At 70.9% G+C, this 19,599-nt stretch carries 21 protein-coding genes and 1 pseudogene; 12 read left to right on the top strand and 10 right to left on the bottom strand.

The window, feature by feature from the left end; genetic code table 11:
* Nucleotides 1-142: 142 nt before the first annotated feature.
* On the bottom strand, nt 143-937 hold the full coding sequence (locus ACQ0O7_RS10410; RefSeq protein ID WP_430781696.1) for a hypothetical protein: 795 nt from the start codon (nt 935-937) through the stop codon (nt 143-145).
* 38 nt (nt 938-975) lie between these two features.
* Entirely contained in the window at nt 976-2,283 is a 1,308-nt protein-coding gene (locus ACQ0O7_RS10415; RefSeq protein ID WP_430781698.1) for a choice-of-anchor B family protein, read from the bottom strand.
* Nucleotides 2,284-2,697: 414 nt separating this feature from the next.
* Here ACQ0O7_RS10415 and ACQ0O7_RS10420 point away from each other — a divergent pair, with 414 nt between their 5' ends.
* Nucleotides 2,698-2,937, top strand: coding sequence for a hypothetical protein (locus ACQ0O7_RS10420; protein WP_430781699.1), 240 nt, complete (start codon nt 2,698-2,700; stop codon nt 2,935-2,937).
* A gap of 49 nt (nt 2,938-2,986) precedes the next feature.
* Here ACQ0O7_RS10420 and ACQ0O7_RS10425 read toward each other — a convergent pair whose 3' ends face one another.
* A complete protein-coding gene (locus ACQ0O7_RS10425; protein ID WP_430781700.1) occupies nt 2,987-4,420 on the bottom strand; it encodes a PepSY-associated TM helix domain-containing protein in 1,434 nt (477 codons plus the stop codon).
* 194 nt (nt 4,421-4,614) lie between these two features.
* Here ACQ0O7_RS10425 and ACQ0O7_RS10430 point away from each other — a divergent pair, with 194 nt between their 5' ends.
* Genes ACQ0O7_RS10430 through ACQ0O7_RS10450 form a run of 5 tightly spaced genes read left to right on the top strand, consistent with a single transcriptional unit; the run spans nt 4,615 to nt 8,302 of the window.
* Nucleotides 4,615-5,631, top strand: coding sequence for a metal ABC transporter substrate-binding protein (locus ACQ0O7_RS10430; protein WP_430781701.1), 1,017 nt, complete (start codon nt 4,615-4,617; stop codon nt 5,629-5,631).
* Between the two features lies 1 nt (nt 5,632).
* Nucleotides 5,633-6,388 (top strand): metal ABC transporter ATP-binding protein, encoded by a 756-nt coding sequence (locus ACQ0O7_RS10435; RefSeq protein WP_430781702.1) that lies wholly within the window; start codon nt 5,633-5,635, stop codon nt 6,386-6,388.
* Nucleotides 6,385-7,221: a metal ABC transporter permease gene (locus tag ACQ0O7_RS10440; RefSeq protein ID WP_430781703.1), complete on the top strand. Its 837-nt coding sequence runs from the start codon at nt 6,385-6,387 to the stop codon at nt 7,219-7,221. Before ACQ0O7_RS10435 ends, ACQ0O7_RS10440 begins: the two co-directional genes overlap by 4 nt.
* Nucleotides 7,209-8,012 (top strand): metal ABC transporter permease, encoded by an 804-nt coding sequence (locus ACQ0O7_RS10445; protein ID WP_430781704.1) that lies wholly within the window; start codon nt 7,209-7,211, stop codon nt 8,010-8,012. The genes ACQ0O7_RS10440 and ACQ0O7_RS10445 overlap by 13 nt, the downstream gene beginning before the upstream one ends.
* Nucleotides 8,009-8,302: an ArsR/SmtB family transcription factor gene (locus ACQ0O7_RS10450; protein WP_430781706.1), complete on the top strand. Its 294-nt coding sequence runs from the start codon at nt 8,009-8,011 to the stop codon at nt 8,300-8,302. Before ACQ0O7_RS10445 ends, ACQ0O7_RS10450 begins: the two co-directional genes overlap by 4 nt.
* On the opposite strand, the gene ACQ0O7_RS10455 is transcribed toward ACQ0O7_RS10450, so the two are convergent.
* From ACQ0O7_RS10455 to ACQ0O7_RS10475, 5 genes are all read right to left on the bottom strand, one after another.
* Complete coding sequence (locus ACQ0O7_RS10455) at nt 8,288-9,289, bottom strand: hypothetical protein (protein WP_430781708.1); 1,002 nt, start codon at nt 9,287-9,289, stop codon at nt 8,288-8,290. The genes ACQ0O7_RS10450 and ACQ0O7_RS10455 overlap by 15 nt on opposite strands.
* Nucleotides 9,286-9,987, bottom strand: coding sequence for a TIGR03943 family putative permease subunit (locus ACQ0O7_RS10460; RefSeq protein ID WP_430781709.1), 702 nt, complete (start codon nt 9,985-9,987; stop codon nt 9,286-9,288). Before ACQ0O7_RS10460 ends, ACQ0O7_RS10455 begins: the two co-directional genes overlap by 4 nt.
* Entirely contained in the window at nt 9,984-10,961 is a 978-nt protein-coding gene (locus tag ACQ0O7_RS10465) for a permease (RefSeq protein ID WP_430781710.1), read from the bottom strand. Before ACQ0O7_RS10465 ends, ACQ0O7_RS10460 begins: the two co-directional genes overlap by 4 nt.
* Before the next feature lie 98 nt (nt 10,962-11,059).
* Nucleotides 11,060-11,287, bottom strand: coding sequence for a hypothetical protein (locus ACQ0O7_RS10470; RefSeq protein ID WP_430781711.1), 228 nt, complete (start codon nt 11,285-11,287; stop codon nt 11,060-11,062).
* Nucleotides 11,288-11,311: 24 nt separating this feature from the next.
* Nucleotides 11,312-11,977: a hypothetical protein gene (locus ACQ0O7_RS10475; RefSeq protein WP_430781712.1), complete on the bottom strand. Its 666-nt coding sequence runs from the start codon at nt 11,975-11,977 to the stop codon at nt 11,312-11,314.
* A 119-nt stretch (nt 11,978-12,096) separates the two neighbouring features.
* On the opposite strand from ACQ0O7_RS10475, the gene ACQ0O7_RS10480 reads away from it, so the two are divergent.
* The 4 genes and pseudogenes from ACQ0O7_RS10480 (at nt 12,097) to ACQ0O7_RS10495 (ending at nt 15,191) form a co-directional block, all read left to right on the top strand.
* Complete coding sequence (locus tag ACQ0O7_RS10480; RefSeq protein ID WP_430781713.1) at nt 12,097-12,606, top strand: hypothetical protein; 510 nt, start codon at nt 12,097-12,099, stop codon at nt 12,604-12,606.
* A gap of 92 nt (nt 12,607-12,698) precedes the next feature.
* Nucleotides 12,699-12,962, top strand: a pseudogene (locus ACQ0O7_RS10485) (carbon-nitrogen hydrolase family protein); the annotation flags it as partial.
* Nucleotides 12,963-13,047: 85 nt separating this feature from the next.
* A complete protein-coding gene (locus ACQ0O7_RS10490) occupies nt 13,048-13,887 on the top strand; it encodes an MSMEG_0565 family glycosyltransferase (protein WP_430781714.1) in 840 nt (279 codons plus the stop codon).
* Nucleotides 13,888-14,396: 509 nt separating this feature from the next.
* Nucleotides 14,397-15,191, top strand: a complete 795-nt coding sequence (locus ACQ0O7_RS10495; RefSeq protein ID WP_430781715.1) for a phosphotransferase — start codon at nt 14,397-14,399, stop codon at nt 15,189-15,191.
* Nucleotides 15,192-15,218: 27 nt separating this feature from the next.
* Here ACQ0O7_RS10495 and ACQ0O7_RS10500 read toward each other — a convergent pair whose 3' ends face one another.
* Nucleotides 15,219-15,668, bottom strand: coding sequence for a MarR family winged helix-turn-helix transcriptional regulator (locus ACQ0O7_RS10500; RefSeq protein ID WP_430781716.1), 450 nt, complete (start codon nt 15,666-15,668; stop codon nt 15,219-15,221).
* Nucleotides 15,669-15,749: 81 nt separating this feature from the next.
* Between ACQ0O7_RS10500 and ACQ0O7_RS10505 the strand changes: the two genes are divergently transcribed.
* Both ACQ0O7_RS10505 and ACQ0O7_RS10510 read left to right on the top strand, forming a co-directional pair.
* Nucleotides 15,750-17,807 carry an LLM class flavin-dependent oxidoreductase gene (locus ACQ0O7_RS10505; protein WP_430781717.1) on the top strand — a complete coding sequence of 686 codons (2,058 nt, stop codon included), beginning with the start codon at nt 15,750-15,752 and terminating at the stop codon, nt 17,805-17,807.
* 5 nt (nt 17,808-17,812) lie between these two features.
* Complete coding sequence (locus tag ACQ0O7_RS10510) at nt 17,813-18,712, top strand: LLM class flavin-dependent oxidoreductase (RefSeq protein WP_430781718.1); 900 nt, start codon at nt 17,813-17,815, stop codon at nt 18,710-18,712.
* On the opposite strand, the gene ACQ0O7_RS10515 is transcribed toward ACQ0O7_RS10510, so the two are convergent.
* Nucleotides 18,713-19,594, bottom strand: a complete 882-nt coding sequence (locus ACQ0O7_RS10515) for a winged helix-turn-helix transcriptional regulator (protein ID WP_430781719.1) — start codon at nt 19,592-19,594, stop codon at nt 18,713-18,715.
* Nucleotides 19,595-19,599 lie beyond the last annotated feature (5 nt).

The raw sequence follows: 19,599 nt of genomic DNA on the forward strand, positions 1-19,599 counted from the left end.
CATCTAGACGCGGAAAGGGCGCCCCAACGGCGGGGCGCCCTTTCGTGTGCCCGCACCCCGGCCGGCCCGGCCGGCCCGGCCACCCCGGGCACCGAGGAGCTACGAGAAGCCGGCGCTGCTCGCGGTTCTCGGCACCGAGACCTCACGTCGTGAACAGGGTGAACGCCACCTCGTGCAGTTCGCCGCCGGCGCGGAACTGAAGGAACAGGCGTTTGTCGCCCCGTTCGGCGAACGCGGCGTGGAAGCTCAGCAGGCCGGGGCCGGTCGACGGCAGCGGGTGCAGGTGTTTCAGGCCCTGGGTGCGCACCTCGAAGTTCGACAGATGTGCGTACGCGCCCAGGTAGGGCTCCAGTTCGGCCGGCTGCCCGTCGCGGAGCACCTGGAATTCCAGGGCGGTCTGGGCGCCGGAGGTCAGGTCGGCGGTGCCGTCGAGGCGGCGCACCGTGTAGTCACCCGACGTCGCGGTCTCCTCCGGAGCGGGCACCGGGATCATCGCGGTGTCGCCGGGGATCACGAACGGCACCCCGAGCACCGTGGGGTCGGCGGCTGCCGGACGCCCTCGGGGAGTGAACTCGATGTACACCCGGTACGCGCCGCCGTCGTCGATGTCGACGGGAGCCGTCCACACCCCGTCGACGTCGACCGGATGTACGTGTTGATAGCCGGACAGGTCGTCCCGCAACACGTACATGTGCATGGGTTTGGTGTGGACCTCCTGGAAGTCGGCGGTCGGACCGGTGACCCGCAGGGCGATCGTGCCCGGCCCGCGACCGCCGGGCAGCGTCACCGGCTCGACGTGGAAACCGTCGTAGGTGTCGGACAGCCCGTCGCTGTTGTAGATCACAGCGGACGGCGAGGCGGCGGGACGAGCGGGCGCGGCCGGGGCGCGGCTGTCGGCGAACATCCAGGCGGCGGCGAGGAAGGCGGCGAGCGTCACCGCCGCGGTGAGGCGGCGGTGACGCGGGGACTCGCTGGTCAGCTGACTGCCGCCGTTCCGGTGGGCCGGACCAGGAACAGGCCGACACCGATGCTCTGTACGGCCACCACCCCGTTCTTCAGGTAGGGCAGGGCCATCCAGCTGCCGCTGTAGCCGCTGGAGTTGGACGACGGGTCGACGTCGAAGTAGCCGACCTCGGGCAGTGCGGCGGACGCCGCGTTGGTGGTGTCCAGGATCCGCAGGCCACCGCGGTAGGAGGCCTGGAAGTGCCGGTTGCCGACGGTGTAGCCGTTGTGGTTGACGAAGGTGCCGCGGGTCGCGATGTCCTTGCCGACGTACCGGGCGGCGTCCAGCTTCTCGATGTTGTAGACGAAGTCGGGGCTGCCACCGGCGGTGCTGATCGTCTCGTCGTTGACGATCATGTGCTTGAAGTCGCTGGTCCAGTGGCCCTGGTGGATGAAGCCGGCGCCGGGGTGGGTGACGCTGGACAGCACCTTGATGCTCGACTTGTTCGTCACGTCCAGGATCTGGAACGTCCGGCCCTGGCCGGTGTAGTTGAAGGCGATCTCCCGGCCGGTGTAGCGGGTGTCCGGCCCGGTGTAGTTGACCACCACCGACTCGTGCGAGTAGACCGCGCTGCTGTAACAGCCGGCCAGCGAGAGGGTGAGCGGGTTCTGGATGTTGTAGATGGTCAGGCCCTTGCTGCAGGTGTTCGCGCCGGACACGTACAGGAATCCGGTGGCCTGGTTGATCCACAGGGTGTGGCTGTTGGTGATGCCGGTGAAGCGGGCGGCCGCGGTGAAGGTCTGGGTGGTGGTGACGTTGCGCAGCTTGGTCAGATCGAAGATCTGGATGCCGTGCGAGACCGAGTCCTTACCGATGTACGCGTAGTTCTTGTACGTCCGGATGTCGCACCACGACGAGCTGACACCGTTGGCCGCGGGCAGGTTGCCCAGGTAGCGCGGGTTGTTCGGGTCGGTCACGTTGACGAACGAGACGCCGTTGGACCGGCAGTACAGGATGTACTCGCTGCCGTTGAGGCTGTCCGTCCAGTACCACATGCTGGATGATCCGCCGCCGCCCAGTGCGGACTGCGGGAGGAAGGCGAGCAGGTCGACGTTCTTGCACGGGTAGCTGCCGGCCTTGCCGTTGACGCAGGTGACCGTGGCGTCGGCGATGGCCTCGCCGCTGCGCCAGGTGGGCTCGTAGATCCGGAGCAGTTCCGCCTGTTCGGCCTTTCCCTCCGGGGTTCCCGGGTCGTGCGCGCCGGCCGGTGGGCCGGCGATCGCCAGTGACAGCAGCAGGGTGGCCGCGGCCAGCATGGTGCGACGTATGCCTCGGAGCATGTCGACGCCCTTTCGCGTGGGGATGACAACGCTAGGGACGGCTTTGATGAGCGTCAATGGAAGCGGGGCATATCAATTGATACATCTGTATCTATAGTCCTCCGAGGAGGTCAAGGAACGCACCGCCGACGACACCGCCGACGAGGAACCGAAACCCGAGCCGACCCGCCGCCCGCCGGGCCCCGGCACCGACCAGGACACCGACGAACGCGACGACTGCACCCGCAACGGCCAGGGCTGGGTCGAACACGGCGACACCGACGCCGGCAACGGCAACCGGGCCACCGGCGTGGAAGCCTGCCTCAGGACCCGGACCTGGCCGGCACGGATCCGCTGCTCATCCTGTGGGCGCTGGACTCGGAGGGCGACAACCTGTGCTGGGACGCCACCGACCCGGACCCGTCCCGCTGGCCGGTGCTGGTCTGGAACCGGGGCCAGGGCAACTGGAGCCGGTACGACGTCGGCATGGTGGAGTTCCTGCGCCGCCACCTGGCCGGGGCATTCCCGGCCTGCCCACTGGGTGACACCTACCTGTTCGGGCGGGGCGCCGCGATGTACCTGAACCGCACCGAGCACACCCGCCGCGTGCGCTCCGGGGTGGACCCGTGGACCGGCGAACCCGACCCGTACGCGGGTATGTACAACTACGGATAGAGGGACGGGCCCGGCCGGCGACGGCCGGGCCCGTCCTCTCAGCGGTGGGTCAGCTGCCGGCGGGGGCGGGGGAGACCGGGACCCGCGGTGGGGTGCGGCGCTTGCGGACCACGCTGATCAGCAGGTCCACCAGCAGGAACGCGGCCAGCGGGAGGCCGAACAGCGGCAGGGCCCAGGCCAGGCCGAACACCAGTGGTACGCCGACCACGATGCCCCAGGTGGGCAGCTGCTGCCACGCGCCGGGACCGACCGGTGGGGTGCCGACCGGGGCGCGGCGGCCGGCCCGGGTGGGGCGGCGCTGCCACCACATCCGGTAACCCCAGACGATGAGGGTGATCAGGCCGAGGGCCAGGGCGGCCAGCACGATCTGGTTGGCCGGGCCGAACAGCAGGCCCATGTGGGCGTTGATCCCCCACGACGTGAGTTTGGCCAGGAACGGCCAGTCGGCGAAGTCGACCCGGTCGACGACGGCGCCGGTGGAGTCGACGGCGAGGCTGTCCAGGCGTACCGGCCAGACGTTGTCGTTCTGGGTGACCGTCCAGGCGCTCGCCGTGTCGGCGGGCGGGGTGATCGCCAGCGGGCCGTCCAGGCCGGCGCCGCGGGCGGTGGCCAGCACGGTGTCGACGGCGGCCGGATCCACCGGGGCGGCGGCCGCGGACGAGCCGTGGTGACCGCCCGAGGAGGCGGCGGCGGTGCCGTCCAGGGTGGTGGTGACGTACGGGCGGTTGCCCTTCAACTCGTCCAGGGCGGCGGCGAAGTTGGCGCCGGCATACCCGGACCAGGTCAGGCCGGTGGCCGAGAGGATCAGCATGCCGGCGGCCAGCCACACCCCGAGGGCGGCGTGCCAGCTGCGGGTGCGCCGGACGCCCTTCTTGGCCGCCAGGTCCGGGGCGAGCAGGGACTTGGCGGTACGCCGGCCGCGCTGCCGCCGCCACCACAGGATCACGCCGCCGAGGGCGAGGATCCACAGCCAGCTGGCCGCGAACTCGGAGTACAGCTCGCCGGTCGGGCCCAGATGCAGGTCGCGGTGGAACTGGTCGAGCCAGGTGTTCAGCGGGGTGGCGCCCCACCAGGTGGTGAGCTGCCCGGCCGGGTCGCCGGTGTACGGGTCGACGTAGACGGTGTGCGCCAGATCAGGATTCGAGGGGTGGCTGAAGTCGACCTGGGTGGTGGCGTCGCCCTCACCCACCCGTACGGCGATCAGGTCTCCGTCGGGATGGGCGGCCCGGGCCGCGTCGATCTGCCGGGCCACCGGCAAGGTCGCGTCCCCGGTGGTGGCGACGGTCAGCTCGGAGCTGTAGACGATCTTGTCGAGGGTGGGGACCAGGGTGAACAGGAATCCGGTACTCGCCGCGATCAGGATGAACGGGGCGACCAGGATCCCGGCGTAGAAGTGCAGGCGCAGCAGCAGTGGGCCGAAGCTGCGGCGGCCGGCGGTTCTGACGGTCGGGACGGGTGTGGAGACATCGGTGCTTACCGCCATCGGTGTCCTCGCGGGGGTATCGGCGTTCGGGTCAGGGTGTAGTCGTCGCCTGCCGCCCGGAAGTTCCCAGCGATCTCTCAGTTCTTCGAAGAGCGGGAGCGCGGACCGGATGTGGACACATAGTCAATTTGCCATTAGACGATAATTTGTGAAAACGATTATCGTTCCGCTCCTCAGTGACAGGAGTGGAATCGATGAAGTACGGCCTTTTGTTCCGTGTCGCGGCCGTCGCCGCGGCCACCACCGTGATCGCCGGGTGCGGTGGCGCCGACCCCGAACCGGAAGCCGGGCAGCCCGCCGCGCCGGTGCCCAAGCTCGCCGTCGTCGCCACCACCCCGGAGATCGCCGACTTCGTCCGCACCATCGGCGGCGACGCGGTCAGCGTCACCCAGATCATCAAGCCCAACGTGGACCCGCACGACTACGAGCCCAACCCGGCCGACATGCAGGCCATCGCCACCGCCAAGGTACTGGTCAAGAACGGGGTCGGCCTGGAGGAGTGGCTGGACCGCACCATCGAGTCGGCCGGCTACACCGGCCCGGTCGTCGACTCCAGCACCGGCGTGACCCTGCGCGAGGGCGGCCACCACCACGAGGACGAGCACGGCCACGAGGAGGACGAGCACGGCCACGAGGAAGAGGAGGAGAAGCACGCCGAGGGCGAAGAGGAGCACGACCCGCACATCTGGCACGACCCGCGCAACGCCAAGATCATGGTCGAGAACATCCAGAAGGGCCTCGCCGCCGCCGACCCCGCCCAGGCCGGCGTGTTCAGCACCAACCTGACCGCGTACGCCGCCGAGCTGGACAAGCTGGACAGCGAGAACGCCGCCGCCTGGGAGAAGATCGCCAAGGCGGACCGCAAGCTGGTCACCGACCACGACGCGCTCGGCTACTACATCCAGCGCTACGACCTGGAGTTCGTCGGCTCGGTCTTCTCCACCGCCGGCAACAACGCCGAACTCTCCGCCAAGCAGGTCACCGACCTGGTCGCGAAGATCAAGGCCACCGGGGCCAAGGCCGTCTTCGCGCAGAGCTCCCTGCCGCCGGAGACCGCCGAACTGATCGCCCGGCAGGCCGGTGTCAAGGTCGTCGCCGGAGAGGACGCCCTGTACGGCGACAGCCTCGGTGGTCCGGGCACGCCCGGCGAGACCTACCTCGGTGCCGAACGGCACAACACCAAGACCATCGTCGACGCGCTGGCCGGCTGACGTGGCGACCGCTGTCCTGCACTACACCGGAGTCAGCGTCGGATACCAGGGCACACCCGTCGTCACCGGCGTCGACCTCGACGTGGATGCCGGGCAGCGGCTCGCCCTGATCGGCCCGAACGGCGCCGGCAAGACCACCCTGATCAAGTCCATGCTCGGCCTCACCGAAGTGCTGGCCGGCACCGCCACCGTCGCCGGGCGAACCCCCGCGAAGGCCCGTGGCCAGGCCGGATACGTGCCGCAGAGCGGCAGCCTGGACCCGGACTTCCCGGTCAGCGTCCAGCAGGTGGTGATGATGGGCCGCTATCGGCGGCTCGGTTGGTGGCGCCCTGCCCGCGCCACCGACCGGGCCGCTGTCACCGGCGCGCTGGAGCGGGTCGGGCTCGCCGACCGGGCCCGGCACCGCTTCGGCACCCTCTCCGGCGGCCAGCGCCAGCGGGTCCTGCTGGCCCGCGCGGTCGCCGCCGAACCGAGCCTGCTGCTGCTCGACGAACCGTTCAACGGCGTCGACGCGGTCAGCCAGGAGGCCATCCTGCGGGTGCTGCGCGAGGCGTCCGAGGCCGGCACCGCCGTCGTGTTCAGCACCCACGACCTGGCCGTCGCCCGCGACCTCGCCGACCGGGTGTGCCTGATCAACGGGCGGCAGTGGGCACTCGGCCCGCCGGCCGAGACCCTGACCGCGGGACCGTTGCGCCAGGCGTACGGCAGATCCGCTCTGGAAGTCTCCGACGGCCGGATGCTGCTGGTGGAACCGTGATCGAACCGTTCCAGCTGCCCTTCATGAGCCGGGCGCTGGCCGAGATCGCCCTGCTCGCGCTGATCTGCGGCCCGGTCAGCGTGTTCGTCTTCGTCCGCCGGCTGTCGTTCGTCTCCGACGCGCTCACCCACACCGTCTTCCCCGGCGTGGTGATCGGATTCGTCGCCTCCGGGGTGGACGGCCTGTTCCTCGGTGCGCTGCTGGCCGGGCTGCTGACCGCCGTGGTGCTCACCGTCCTCACCCGGGTGGTCGACCTGTCCGACGACACCGCCACCGCTGTCGTGCTGACCGCGATGTTCTCGATCGGGGTGATCCTGGTGTCGCGCCGGACCTCGTACACCTCGGATCTGACCGCCTTCCTCTTCGGCCGCCTGCTGACCGTGACCCCGCGACAGCTCGCCGAGACCGCCGTGCTCGCCGTGGTCATCCTGGTCGCGCTGGCCGTCGGCGCCCGGGTCCTGCTGTTCCGGGCCTTCGACCCGGCCGGGGCGGCCGCCGCCGGACTGCGCACCGGCTGGCTCGACCTGTGGCTCAACGTGCTGCTCGCGCTGGTCGTGGTCGCCGCGGTCCGGGCCGTCGGCACCATCCTGGTGGTGGCCCTGCTGATCGTCCCGGCCGCCGCCGCCCGGCTGGTCACCGGCAGGCTCGCGGTGATGGCGGTGGTCGGCACGGTCGCGGTGCTCGCCGCCGGGTACGCCGGCCTCCTGCTCAGCTGGACCGCGTCCCTGTCGTACGGGGTGGCCCTGCCCGCCGCCTCGTCGGTCGTCCTCGTGCTCGTGCTGTTCTACCTGCTGCTTCTACCGGTGCGGAGGGTTCGCGCGTGGACGACGTGATGCACCGCGCGATCGCCGAGGTGATCCTCGTCGGCGCGCTGACCGGCCTGATCGGGGTGCGGGTGGTGGCCCGGAAGCTGGCGTTCTTCACCATGGCACTCACCCACGCCACCTTCCCCGGGGTGGTCGCCGCCGCCATCATCGGTGTCAACCTGCTGCTCGGCGGGGTGCTCGCCGGTGCCGTGGTGGCGCTCGGGGTGGCCGCGCTGGCCCGCCGGCGGGGACAGGACGCCGCGGCGGCCACCGGAGTGCTGCTGTCCGGCGGGTTCGCGCTCGGCGCCGCCCTGGTCGCCACCCAGGACGGGTTCAACCGGGACCTGTCGTCGTTCCTGGTCGGCTCGATCCTCACGGTCACCGAGACGGATCTGATGATCACCGCGGGGGTGCTGGTCGTGGTGTCCGCCGTGCTGACCGTCGGCGCCCGGCCGCTGCTCTACACCGGATTCGACCCGGCCGGGGCCCGCGCCGCCGGGGTCGCCGTCGGAGTCTGGGATGTGATTCTGCTGCTCACCATCGAAGTGGTGGTGGTGACCGTGGTCCCGGCCGTCGGCACCATCCTGGCCCTGTCCCTGATCGTCGCCCCGGCCGCCGCGGCCCGCCTGTGGTCCCACCGGCAGGCCGTCGTCACCGGGCTGGCGGTACTGTTCGCGATCGGCGCCGGGCTGGCCGGGCTGTACGTGTCCAGCCGCTGGAACGTGGCCGCCGGCGCCAGCATCGCCCTGATCGCCACCCTGTTCCTCGCGGTCTCCTGGCCGCTGTCGCGAATGGCCCGGACGGTGGCGACGGCATGAGCATCGAACCGGACCACCTGGACCGGGCCGTGGAAGCCCTGCGCGGCATGGCCTACCAGCACCGCCTGCACATCCTGGTGCTGCTGCGGGCCGGAGAGGCCACCCCGGCGCAACTGTGCGAGGTGGTCGACGCCCACCCCACAGCGGTCGCCCACCACCTGCGCAACCTCGGCCACGCCGGGCTGATCAGCCGGGCGCGCCGGGGCCGCAACGTCTACTACGCGCTGCGCGACGACGCCACCGGGCGGCTGGTCGACGAGGTGCTGGCCTTCGTCTCAGACCGTCCGTAGGTCCAGGACCCGCCACCGGGCGTCACTGCCGTACCACCAGACGAAACCGTCGCGGCTCTGCGCGTCGTTGGCGTCCGGGGCCAGCTCGACGGTGTCACCGGTGCCGAGGTCGTGCAGCAGCAGGGCCGCGGTGCCGGTGGTGGCCGACTCCGGTCCCGGCTCGGCGAGGATCTCGAACCGGTCCAGGATCGCCACGTCCGGGACCCCGGTGCGGGCCGTGCCACCGGCGATCCGCCGCCGCTGCGACCCGTCCGGGCGCATCACGTCGATCCGGGCCAGATCATCGTCCGCCAGGACCATCACCCGGCACCAGGTGGGGCTGCACGCGGCGAACTCGGCCCCGGCGGTGGGCACGGTGATCTCCTGACCGGTGTCCCGGTTGCGCATCAGGGTGGCGGCCGCGCCGTCACTCGCCCCGTCGTCCAGCCACGGCCACGGCCCGAGCGTCCACTCACCGTTCTCCCGGGTGACCTCGACCCGGCCTCCGGTCAGTGCGACCGACCGGATCTCGGTGACCGTGCCGTCCGGGGTGCGGGCCGTCCAATACACCCGGCCGTCGTGGTGCACCAGGTCGTACTCGCTGCCGTACAGGGTCGCGTCCCCGGCGTCCTCGGTCAGCAGCCGGGGCTTCCCGGCGCCGCGACCGCTCGCCGCCCAGATCTGCGGCATCCGGGTGTTGTCCGCTTCCGACCAGACGATATCGTCACCGGCGACGATCAGCCCGTTGAACACCGGACGGTGCTCGACGGCCGCCCGGCGCAGCTCCCGCACGGACCCGTCCGGGCTGTGCCGCAGCAGCCGCAGAAAGCGGTCGTCGTCGCTGGCCGCCGTACCCACCGCGGTCCGGGTGTCGAGAAACAGCAGCGGTCGAAAAGCCAGGCTGGTGATCGCGATCTGTGGCGGCGGCCCGGCGGGCGGTGGATCACCCCCGCTGACGATCAGCACCGCGGTCGCGGCGATGGCGATCACAAGACCGAGATGCTTCATTCGTACGGCTTCCGAGGTGCTGGAATCCGCTGCCAATCGGTCACCTCGAGATACGGCACCGCCGCGTTGTTGACCGGATCCTTGTCCACCCGGCGGTGATAGCGCCCGATCACCTGCACCCAGGAGTCGGCGGGCGCGCCGACAGTCACCGCGCCGGTCAACCCCACCTTCACCGGGCGGCCGTCGGCGGCACAGCAGGCCAGCGTGATCCGGGCCAGCAGCGGGCGCCCGTCCGGGCCGGTGCTGACGAAACCGATCAGCCGCAGGTTGCGCCCGGAGAGACTGCGGCCCTCGTCGAACACCGCCCGCGACGCGTAACTCATCAGGCTCAACGGCACCGGATCACCCGGCGGCAGCGGCCCGAACTCCGACTCGGACGAAGCCCCCGCCAGGGCGGTGCCGGCCTGGCCCGCCGCGTACGAGCCGAGCGCCGGAGGCGACACCAGCAGCAGGCCGATGACCGGCAGGATCAGCAGCCAGCCGACCCGTGGTTCGTGGTGGGCGTGCTCGGCGTCGCCGGTGGGCCGCAACTCGTGGTAGAGCGTCATCACCGCGGCCACCACCAGCAGCGCCCCGGCGATCAGGAGGAACGGGCGGAGGCCCTCCTTCACGTACCGCAGATGGATGTCGGTGAGACCCGCCTTCAGGACCGCGCCGCCGAACAGCAGCATCACGACCGCCTGCGCCTGCCGGTTCACCAGACCACCACCCCGAACGCGGTGCCCACCACGACCGCCGTCACGAACGTGGCCGGCGCGAACCGGGACGCGAACACCCGGCCGAACATGCCCGCCTGCATCGAGATCAGTTTCAGGTCCACCATCGGTCCCACCACCAGGAACACCAGCCTTGACGTCAGCGAGAACTGGGACAGCGAGGCGGCCACGAACGCGTCCGCCTCACTGCAGATCGACAGCAGGACGGCCAGAATCGCGAGCGCCAGGATGGACAGCAGCGGTTCGGCGGCCAGCGCCCGCAACCACGACTCGGGGACGATCACGTTGATCGTCGCGGCGGCGGCCGCGCCCACCACCAGGAACCCGCCGGCGTGCATGACGTCGTGGCGGCAGGACGCCCAGAACGCCCGTGACTTCGAATCGCCGTCCAGGTCCGGGCGGCGCGGCAGTTTGATCCACTCGGTCTTGCCGAGCCGCAGCCACAGCCAGCCGATCCCCACCGCCACCACCAGGCTGGCCAGGCCGCGGGCCACCACCATCTCCGGATCGTCCGGGAAGGCCACCGCCGTCGCGGTCAGCACGATCGGGTTGATCGCCGGGGCGGCCAGCAGGAACGCCAGCGCCGCCGCCGGAGTCACACCCCGCCGGATCAGCGAACCGGCGATCGGCACACTGCCGCACTCACAGCCCGGCAGCACCACCCCCGCCAGGCTCGCCGCGGGCACGGCGGCCGCCGGATGCCGGGGCAGCGCCCGCGCCCAGAACGACCGCGGCACGAACACCGCGATCAGCGCCGACAACACCACCCCGAAGACCAGGAACGGCACCGCCTGTACGAGCACCGACACGAACACCGTCGTCCACGTCTGCAATCGCGGATCGGAGACCAGCCCGCCGATCGGCCCGCGGAAGACGACCAGGAGCACCAGCAGCAGCGCCAGCCACTCCACCGGCCCGAACGTGCGGGTCTCCGGGTCCGTGCGTGTCTCGATCACCGGCGCGCTCCCATTTCGCACTCACGGACATCGATCAAAATACCGATTCCCGAGACGTGCACAATGGCGACTCATGCTCAGCCGTCTATGTGTTTACTTCATGCGGGAGGAACTGCCGACCGTAGTTCGACCTCCGGAGCCGGGTGCCCCTCCGGGGCGTAGTGGGCGAACTCGCGGTTCAGGCGGACCAGTTCGACGCGGATCGTGTCGGCGGTGTCTCCTGTCCGCTCCGGCGTGAGCTCGGCTCCCGACGCCGACTCCACCACCGCGGACAGGCGGCGGTCCCGGTCGGCGTCCTCGACGGTCCGCAACGGGGTCACTGTCACCGGCCCCGGGCGCTCCTTGACTGTTCAGGCCTTCTGGCGCAGTCGCTGCGCCACCACTGTGGTGATGGCGAGCAGCGTGTCGTCCAGTTTTCCGGAACCGCTGTTGCGCAGTTCCACCTTGGTCAGGGCGTTGCCCTTGGCGACGTACGCGTAGCAGTTCTTCCCGGCTTTGCGGTCCGGGCCGTTCTTCACCCTGGCGCAGTGCGCGAAACCCGCCACCTCCGGGTACGTGGGCAGCTTGATCTCGGGAGTGAAGGCGATCAGGTCCTGGTTCATGCTGAACGGTTCGGTGCACGCGGCTGTCGCGTCCCGGAGCCGGTCGAGCATCTGTGTGCCGGAGTGGTTCGTCCAGGCGAAGGTGGACACCTGCACGAACCAGGCGTCCGGGTCGACCCAGGTGCGGGTGAATTTGGCGCTCAGGCCCAGGTCGGGCGTGCCGACCGGCTCCCGGCAGATGAAGGACACCCATCCGGCGCCGAGTTCGTCGGGCCAGCCGGGCTTGGCCGGGCCGCCGGCGTCCGTCAGACTGTCCTCCGGGATCATCACCGCCTGGACCAGGGCTTGCACGTCGATCGGCGGTGGTGATGACGACGCGGCGCTCGGCGGTGCCGTGGCGGTGGCCGGCGGGGTCGCCGAACAGCCGGTGGCGAGCAGGACCGCAGTGATCGAAACAGCGAACGAGTGCCTCATCCGTGCCACCTCTCCCGTGGTGATCGCGGAAGGGTATCGGGCCGGGATCCCGGCATACACCTGGATCGGCGTCCTGACAGGATCCACGTTGATCGCACTCTTCGATCCGGGGATGACTCATGTTTGACAGGCGGGATCTGGTCCGGGCCTACCTCGGCGCCCAGCAGCGGGGATTCGGCGGGTACTACCCGGAGTCGCCTACCTTCAACGCCGCGCTGCACGCGCACTACGTGTCGTTGCTGGCGGGGCTTCAGCAGCTCTTCGAGGTGCGCCTGGACGGCGGTGCGGGCGCCAACGCCAAGCCGGTCCTCTTCATGTTGTTCCGGTCCACCGCCGATTCGCTGCTCGCGTTGCGGACCCCCTATTCGAGTTTTCTGGAGTCCAGCCTCATCGATCGGAAGCTGCGTGACGAAGGGGAGCGGGGCGCCCGCGTCGACCGCGCCTTCAACCGGATCAGGGTCGCCGTGGCCGAGGCCCGGGAGGGGCACCTGGAGATGCTCGACGCCCTGATGGCGGCGATGCTCGGCGACCGGGCCGACCTGACGGTCACCGACGAGGACGTGCGGGCCGCGGGAGTGGACATCCGTCCCGAACCCGATCCGGCGAATTTCGAGCTGTACGACGCCTGACGCCCCGTCCAGCCGTCGCTGAGCGTGACCGGTAGGTAGTTGGTGTGGGGTTCGCCGCCTTCGACACCCCGGCCGGCCGGATCGGCATGCTGATGGACGACGACAAGACGTTCCCCGAGTCGGCGCGCGCCCTGGCGGTGGACGGCGCGCAGATAGTCGCCTGCCTGTCCGCCTGGCCGACCAGTTACACCAACGCCGCCGCGAAACTCTCCCAGGACCGGCAGTCGCGCCTGTTCGGCCTCTACGACTGCGCCCGTGCCGCCGAGAACCAGATCGTCGTCGTCTCCTCGAACCAGACCGGCGTCGCCGGTGGCATGCGGTTCCTCGGACAAGCCAAGGTGGTCGGACCGGCCGGCAACATCCTTGCGCGTACGTGGGGGAAAGCCGGCCTGGTCGTGGCCGAGCTGGACGTGGCCGTTCCCGGACGTACCGGACGAGGGGGTGGGTCCTCGGATCCTGCGGTCGATCGCGGTGCTGCGGGCCGCGTTCACGCCCGGCGAGTACGACATCGTGCACGCCCAGGACTGCATCAGCGCCAACGCCGTCGACAGGTGTGTGCGCACCATCCACCACCTGGACCAGTTCACCACTCCGGAGCTGGCGGCCTGTCACGAGAAGGCGATCGTCCGGCCGTTCGCGCATCTGTGCGTGTCGGCGGCTGTCGCCCGCGAGGTCCACGAGGGGTGGGGGCTGTCACCGACGGTGATCCCGAACGGTGTCGACGCCGCACGGTTCGCCACTGCCGTGCCGTCGGGCGCTCACGGTCGCTACATCCTCGCGGTCGGCGGTATCGAGCCGCGGAAGGGGTCGATCGAGCTGCTGGAGGCGTACGGCAAATTGACGGGTTTGACGTTGGTCATCGCCGGCGGCGAAACGCTCTTCGACTACCGCGACTACCGCGCCGAGTGGGAGACGAAGGCCGCTGAGCTGGGAGTTAAGCCGATCGTGCTGGGACCGGTCGACCACGATGTGCTGCCCGGACTGGTCGCCGGGGCCGCGGTCTTCGCCTTCCCGTCCACCAAGGAGGGTTTCGGCCTGGCCGCGATGGAGGCCCTGGCCGCCGGTGTCCCGGTGGTGACCCGCGACCTCCCGGTGCTGCGCGAGGTCTTCGGTGACACGGTGCTGTACGGCACCGATCCGTCGTCGCTGGCGGTGGCGCTGCGTGACGCCGTCGACCATCCGTCGCCGTCACGGGCCGCAGCCGGACGGGCCCTGGCCGCGGCCCACACATGGCGTGCCGCAGCCGAACGGCACGCCGACTTCTACCGGACCCTGCTTTAGGTCCTGTGCGGTAGACCCCCGGGGCACTTTCGCGCCGGGTTTCTCCTCGTGGACGGCCTGGCGCAGCTCAGCGGACACCCACACCACATGGGTCGGTGCGACGAGCGGTGACGCTGCACCCATCCTTCGGACGGTAGCTGTCGGGGCCGATCGAGGTACGGACATGGGTTTGCAGGCTCCAGCGGCCTGTTCCGCCGGCTGACTGCCCGTATCGCCGAAGAGCATCCCGAGCTCGCGCCGGAGATGCCGGTCCGGGGCGGGCCGGTTCATCCACCACGTGCCGGACGATGACCCGGCCGTGTCGACCGTCCGGGTGAAGCTCGCCGACGTCGTCGCCGCCATCACGCGGCCGGCTACCGGGTCGACACCGAGCTGTGGCCGCTGGAGACCCGCAGCGACTGCTCACAGTGTCACGCCGGATGCCACGACACCCCCGCGAAGTAGCCGCCAGCCGGTGGAGGCGGGGCGTAGCGTGATCGGCGCTCTGCCCCCACCGCGACGGAGGATGCGTGCCCCGGTTCCACTGGCATCAGCTGCCCTCCGCCGCCCGCTCGGCGGTCGAGGCCCGGACCGGGGCGGTCGGCCGGGTGCTGCCGGTGCGGGCCGGGTCGGTCGCCGACATGACGGCCATTCTGCACACCGAGCGTGGTGAGGTGTTCTGCAAAGCCGTCCGGGAGACGCACCGGCTGGCGTGGCTGCACCGCCGCGAAGCCGGGCTCAACCCGCACCTGCCCGCGTTCGCGCCGCGGTTGCGGTGGCATGTCGAAGCGGTCGGCTGGATCCTGCTCGGTTTTGACAAGGCGCCCGGGCGTCACCTCGATGTGACGCCCGGATCGCCGGACCTGCCGCGGCTGGCCGGCACCCTGACCGCGATGGCGGGCATCCGGGCACCGCGACCTCCGGTACGGATCCAGCCGGCGACCACGCGCTGGGCCGGATACCTCACCTCGGACGTCGTCGACGGTGACACCCTCGTCCATACCGATATGAACACCGCCAATTTCCTGGTCGATCCGATGTCGATCGCCGTCGTCGACTGGGCGATGCCCTGCCGTGGGGCCGCTTGGATCGACACGGCGCTCATGGTCGTCCGGCTCATCCGTGCCGGTCACACGCCGGAGGAGGCGGAGAAATGGGCAGCGAGTGTGCCCGCCTGGCGCAACAGTCCACCGAAGGCCGTCACCGCGTTCGCCGGGGCCTGTGCCGTCCGGGGCGAGGAATGGGCCGAGCGATCTCCGGCGCCGCACTTCCGTGAACTCGCCGATGCCGGCCACGACTGGGCCCGCTTTCGGCGTCAGCAGTGAGGGCGCACCTCAACCCTCGCGCCCCGGTCAGTCCCGGCCGTGGTGGGGCATGTCCTCTTCCAGGCGGGCCACCACCCGGTCGGAGATGGCGGCCAGGGCGGCCAGCTGGTCGGCGGAGAGGACGTCGCCGAAGTAGCGGGCCACCGCCGCCTCGTGGCAGTCGCGGGCGGCGGCGATCTGCTCGCGGCCCCGGGCGGTCAGGTGGATGATGGCTCCGGGGGATTTCTCGATCAGGCCGCGCTGCTCCATCCGGCGCAGCTGGTGTGACAGACGTGACTTCTCCCAGGCGAGTCCGCAGCGTAGGGCCACCGAGCGGACACTGGTTTCGGCGGACTGCTCCAGGAAGAACAGGATGTCGTAATCGGCTTCGGACAGCCCGGTGGTGCGGCCCAGCTCGCGGCTGATCTGCCCGTTCAGCAGCACACGCATGCGCTGATAGGCCTGCCAGGCGGTGGAGACGTCCGGTGTCGCGGTCACGGGTCGAATATTACGTCCGTTTGCTGATCGGGCCATGGTTGATGTATCAACGAGTTGACACATCAACCGTCGGGAGACGTCATGACACATCGGGTGCGATTCGGCGCGCTGGTCACCTCGGTGGCCGCCGCCCGCCAGGCCGAACAGCTCGGGTACGACCTGGTGGCGGTGCCCGACGGCCCGGAGACGGACAGCTGGACCCTGCTGACCTGGATCGCCGGCCAGACCGAGCGGGTCGGCCTGGCCACCATCGGGCTCCCCACCGACGGCCGGGAGCCGACAGTCATCGGCCGGGCCGCCGCCAGCCTCGACCTGCTCTCCGGCGGCCGGCTGCATCTCGGCCTGATCGGCCGGCACACCGGTGAGGTGACACAAATCGTGCAGGGCATCCTGGACGCCGGCGAAACCGGGCCGTTGCGGTTCGCCGGGACCCACCACCGGGTGCCCAAAGCGCAGCGTGGCCCCCTGCCCGCCCACCGCGTCCCGATCTGGCTGTCCGGAAACGATCCGGAGAGCCTGCGGACCGCCGGGCGGCACGCCGACGCCTGGCTCGCCGACCTCGCGGTGCTGAGCGCCGACGATCTCGCCACCGCGCACAAGACGATCGACCAGGCCGCGGCCGACGCCGGCCGGGACCCGGGCGAGATCCGCCGGATCCTGATCGTCGAGCCCGGCCTCGGCCCCGACGAGCTGCTCACTCTGGGTGCTGACACTTTTCTGGTACGCGCGGAGCAGCTCCCCACCCTGGACGCCTGGTCGTCGTTGCGCGACACCGGCCCGGCGACCGTCTACCGGCCGCCGTCGGTGCTGGCCAGACGCCGCGACGGCATCGACTACGACGCGATCCCGGCCAGTCTCGCCGAGACCGCCGTCGAACCCGGTGACCTCGACTACGCGCGGGTCCGCAACACCTACATGCGCGGTGGCGCCCCCGGCCTGGTGCTGCGGCCCCGTACCACCGCGGAGGTCTCTGACGCCCTGGCCTTCGCCCGCGCCCACCCGGACCTGCCGCTCGGCATCCGCAGCGCCGGGCACGGCATCAGCGGCCGGTCCACCAACAACGGCGGCATCGTGATCAGCCTGGCCGCGATGAACGGCATCGAGATCCTGGACCACGGTCAGCGCCTGATCCGGGTCGGTCCCGGCGCCCGCTGGATGGACGTCGCCCAGTTCCTCGCCCCGCACGGCTGGGCGCTCAGCTCCGGCGACTACGGCGGTGTCGGCGTCGGCGGCCTGGCCACCGCCGGTGGGGTCGGCTGGCTGGCCCGCGAGCACGGGCTCACCATCGACCACCTGCGCGGCGTCGAGATGGTGCTGGCCGACGGCTCGGTGGTGCGCGCCTCGGCCGGCGAGAACTCCGACCTGTTCTGGGCGGTCCGCGGCGCCGGCGCCAACCTCGGCGTCGTCACCTCGTTCGACTTCGCCGTCGACGAGGTGGGTGACGTCGGGTTCGCGCAGCTGGTGGTGGCCGCCGACGACCCGGCCGGGCTGCTGGTCGACTGGGGCCGGGCGATCGAGGCCGCGCCACGCACCCTCAGCGGGCAGTTGATCATGGGTGGGCGGCGGCCCGGTCAGCCGGCGTTCGCCCAGCTGATGGCCATGGTCGACAGCGCCGACCCGGAGACCATCATCGACACGTTGCAGCCGATCGCCGCGGTCGCGCCGCTCTACCAGCAGAACGTGACCCTGCAGCCGTACGCGTCGGTGATGTCCAACGCCGCCGACGGCTACCACCAGGGGCAGGGTGATCCGGTCTCCCGGTCCGGGCTGATCGAGCACCTCACCCCGGAGTTCGCGGCGGCCGCGGCGGCGCTGATCGCGAGCGGGGCGGTGCACTGGTTCCAGATCCGGACGGTCGGCGGCGCGGTCGCCGACGTGGACCCGGCCGAGACCGCTTACGCCCATCGTACGGCCAACTTCTCGATCGCCGTGATGGGATCGTCGAAGCGCCGGGTCGACGAGGGGTGGGCGGCGCTGCTGCCGCACTTCGACGGGCTGTACCTGAGCTTCGAGACCGATCCGTCCCCTGCACGGGTCGCCGACGCGTTCCCGGGGGCGACCATGGAACGGCTGCGCCTGCTGAAGCGGCGCTACGACCCGACCAACCTGTTCCGCGACAACTTCTTCGTGGAGGCCTGAGCATTATGACCGATTACGGACACGACCTTCTCTTCGGTACGTTCATCACCCCCACCGCCCAGCCGGTCCATCAGGCCGTCGAGCTGGCGGTAGTCGCCGACCGGGCCGGACTCGACCTGGCCACCTTCCAGGACCACCCGTACCTGCCCCGATTCCACGACACCTGGACCCTCATCTCGTACGCGGCGGCCCGTACCGAAAAAATCCGCCTCAGCGGCAACGTGCTCAGCCTCCCCCTGCGCCCGCCGGCGGTGCTGGCCCGCAGTCACGCCAGCCTGGACCGGCTCACCGGCGGCCGGATCGAACTCGGTCTCGGCGCCGGCGCGTTCTGGGACGGCATCGAGGCGATGGGGGCCCGCCGGCTCACCCCCGGCCAGTCGGTCGCCGCCCTCGGCGAGGCGATCAAGGTGATCCGCGCGGTGTGGGACGACGGCCGTCCCGGGCCGGTCAACGTGCAGGGCACCTACTACCAGGCGGACGGCCTCAAGCGCGGTCCGGCGCCGGCGCACGACATGAGCATCTGGGTGGGCGCCTACAAGCCGAAGATGCTGCGCCTGATCGGCCGGGCCGCCGACGGGGTGCTGCCGTCGCTGTCCTACCTTTCGAACGGCCCCGCTGATTATGCCGACATCAACAAACACATCGACGACAGTGCGGCCGAGAACGGACGGGACCCGGCCGCGGTACGGCGTCTGCTCAACATCAACGGCCAGTTCAGTTCCTTCGGTACGTCGTTCCTGAACGGTCCCGCCGAACAGTGGGCCGAAGACCTGGCCGGACTGGCGCTGGAGCACGGGATCAGCGCGTTCATCCTGGCCAGCGACGACCCGTCGGCCATCGAGGAGTTCGCCGCCGAGGTCGCCCCCGCCGTCCGCGAACTGGTAGCCGCCGAACGGGCCGGGTGATCAGATCCGGGCGTGCTCCTGAACCAGGCGCAGCATCTCGGTCACCGATCCGGCCGGGTCGGTGACCGGGAACTGGACCGCGCGCACCGTCGCGGCCCGGTCCAGCAGCAGGGTGGCCCGTTTCAGCCGGTCGGTGCCGGCGGCCCGGAAGGTGGGCAGCAGCAGCGCCGCGGTGAGCCGCCCGTCGGCGTCCGACAGCAGCGGGAACGGCAGGGCGGCGTGTTCGGCGAAGGCGGCCAGCTGGTCCGGGCGCTGGGTGCTGACCCCGTGCACCCGCGCCCCGGCGGCGGCGAAGTCGGCGGCCCGCTCGGCATACGTCCGGGACTCCAGAGTGCAGCCGGGGGCGCCGGGAATGTCCGACCAGTACGGTGGCAGGCCCTGTGCTCCGGGGACGAACGCGCCGGGGAAGCAGTAGAGGACCGTCCACGCGTCCGGGTCGGCGGGCGGAACGGCTGAGCCGTCATGACGTACCACAGTCAGGTCCGGGATCTTCCGTCCGACCAGGGCGTGCATCCGGCGTGCCTCCGCGGAGCCGGCCGCCGCCGTGGCGGTGAGTGATCCGTCGCCGAGCACGTGCCGGTCGCCCCACTCCTGCAACGCGATCAGCACCGGCAGCAGCCCCTCGCCCTTGGCGGTGAGCAGGTAGTCGTAGCGCGGCGGCCGGTCGGTGTAACGCCGCCGGCGCAGCACGCCGTGCTCGGTGAGGGCGGCCAGGCGCTCGGTCAGCGCGCGGCGGCTCATGCCGAGGCCGCGTTGCAGGCCGTCGAAGCGGGTCACCCCACCGGCGATGTCCCGGACGATCAGGAACGTCCACCAATCGGTCAGCACCCCGAGGGACTGGGCGATCCCGCAGTCCGCGTCGGCGAGGTCGACTCTTCTCACCCTCA

It is taken from the genome of Actinoplanes sp. G11-F43, assembly GCF_050589265.1.
Taxonomy (GTDB): Bacteria; Actinomycetota; Actinomycetes; order Mycobacteriales; family Micromonosporaceae; genus Actinoplanes.

What these genes read in the sequence shown, in the direction of transcription:
- ACQ0O7_RS10415 (WP_430781698.1), bottom strand. Translation starts at nt 2,283, where the DNA reads ATGCTCCGAGGCATACGTCGCACCATGCTGGCCGCGGCCACCCTGCTG.
- ACQ0O7_RS10425 (WP_430781700.1), bottom strand. Translation starts at nt 4,420, where the DNA reads ATGGCGGTAAGCACCGATGTCTCCACACCCGTCCCGACCGTCAGAACC.
- ACQ0O7_RS10430 (WP_430781701.1), top strand. Translation starts at nt 4,615, where the DNA reads ATGAAGTACGGCCTTTTGTTCCGTGTCGCGGCCGTCGCCGCGGCCACC.
- ACQ0O7_RS10450 (WP_430781706.1), top strand. Translation starts at nt 8,009, where the DNA reads ATGAGCATCGAACCGGACCACCTGGACCGGGCCGTGGAAGCCCTGCGC.
- ACQ0O7_RS10455 (WP_430781708.1), bottom strand. Translation starts at nt 9,289, where the DNA reads ATGAAGCATCTCGGTCTTGTGATCGCCATCGCCGCGACCGCGGTGCTG.
- ACQ0O7_RS10475 (WP_430781712.1), bottom strand. Translation starts at nt 11,977, where the DNA reads ATGAGGCACTCGTTCGCTGTTTCGATCACTGCGGTCCTGCTCGCCACC.
- ACQ0O7_RS10480 (WP_430781713.1), top strand. Translation starts at nt 12,097, where the DNA reads ATGTTTGACAGGCGGGATCTGGTCCGGGCCTACCTCGGCGCCCAGCAG.
- ACQ0O7_RS10505 (WP_430781717.1), top strand. Translation starts at nt 15,750, where the DNA reads ATGACACATCGGGTGCGATTCGGCGCGCTGGTCACCTCGGTGGCCGCC.
- ACQ0O7_RS10510 (WP_430781718.1), top strand. Translation starts at nt 17,813, where the DNA reads ATGACCGATTACGGACACGACCTTCTCTTCGGTACGTTCATCACCCCC.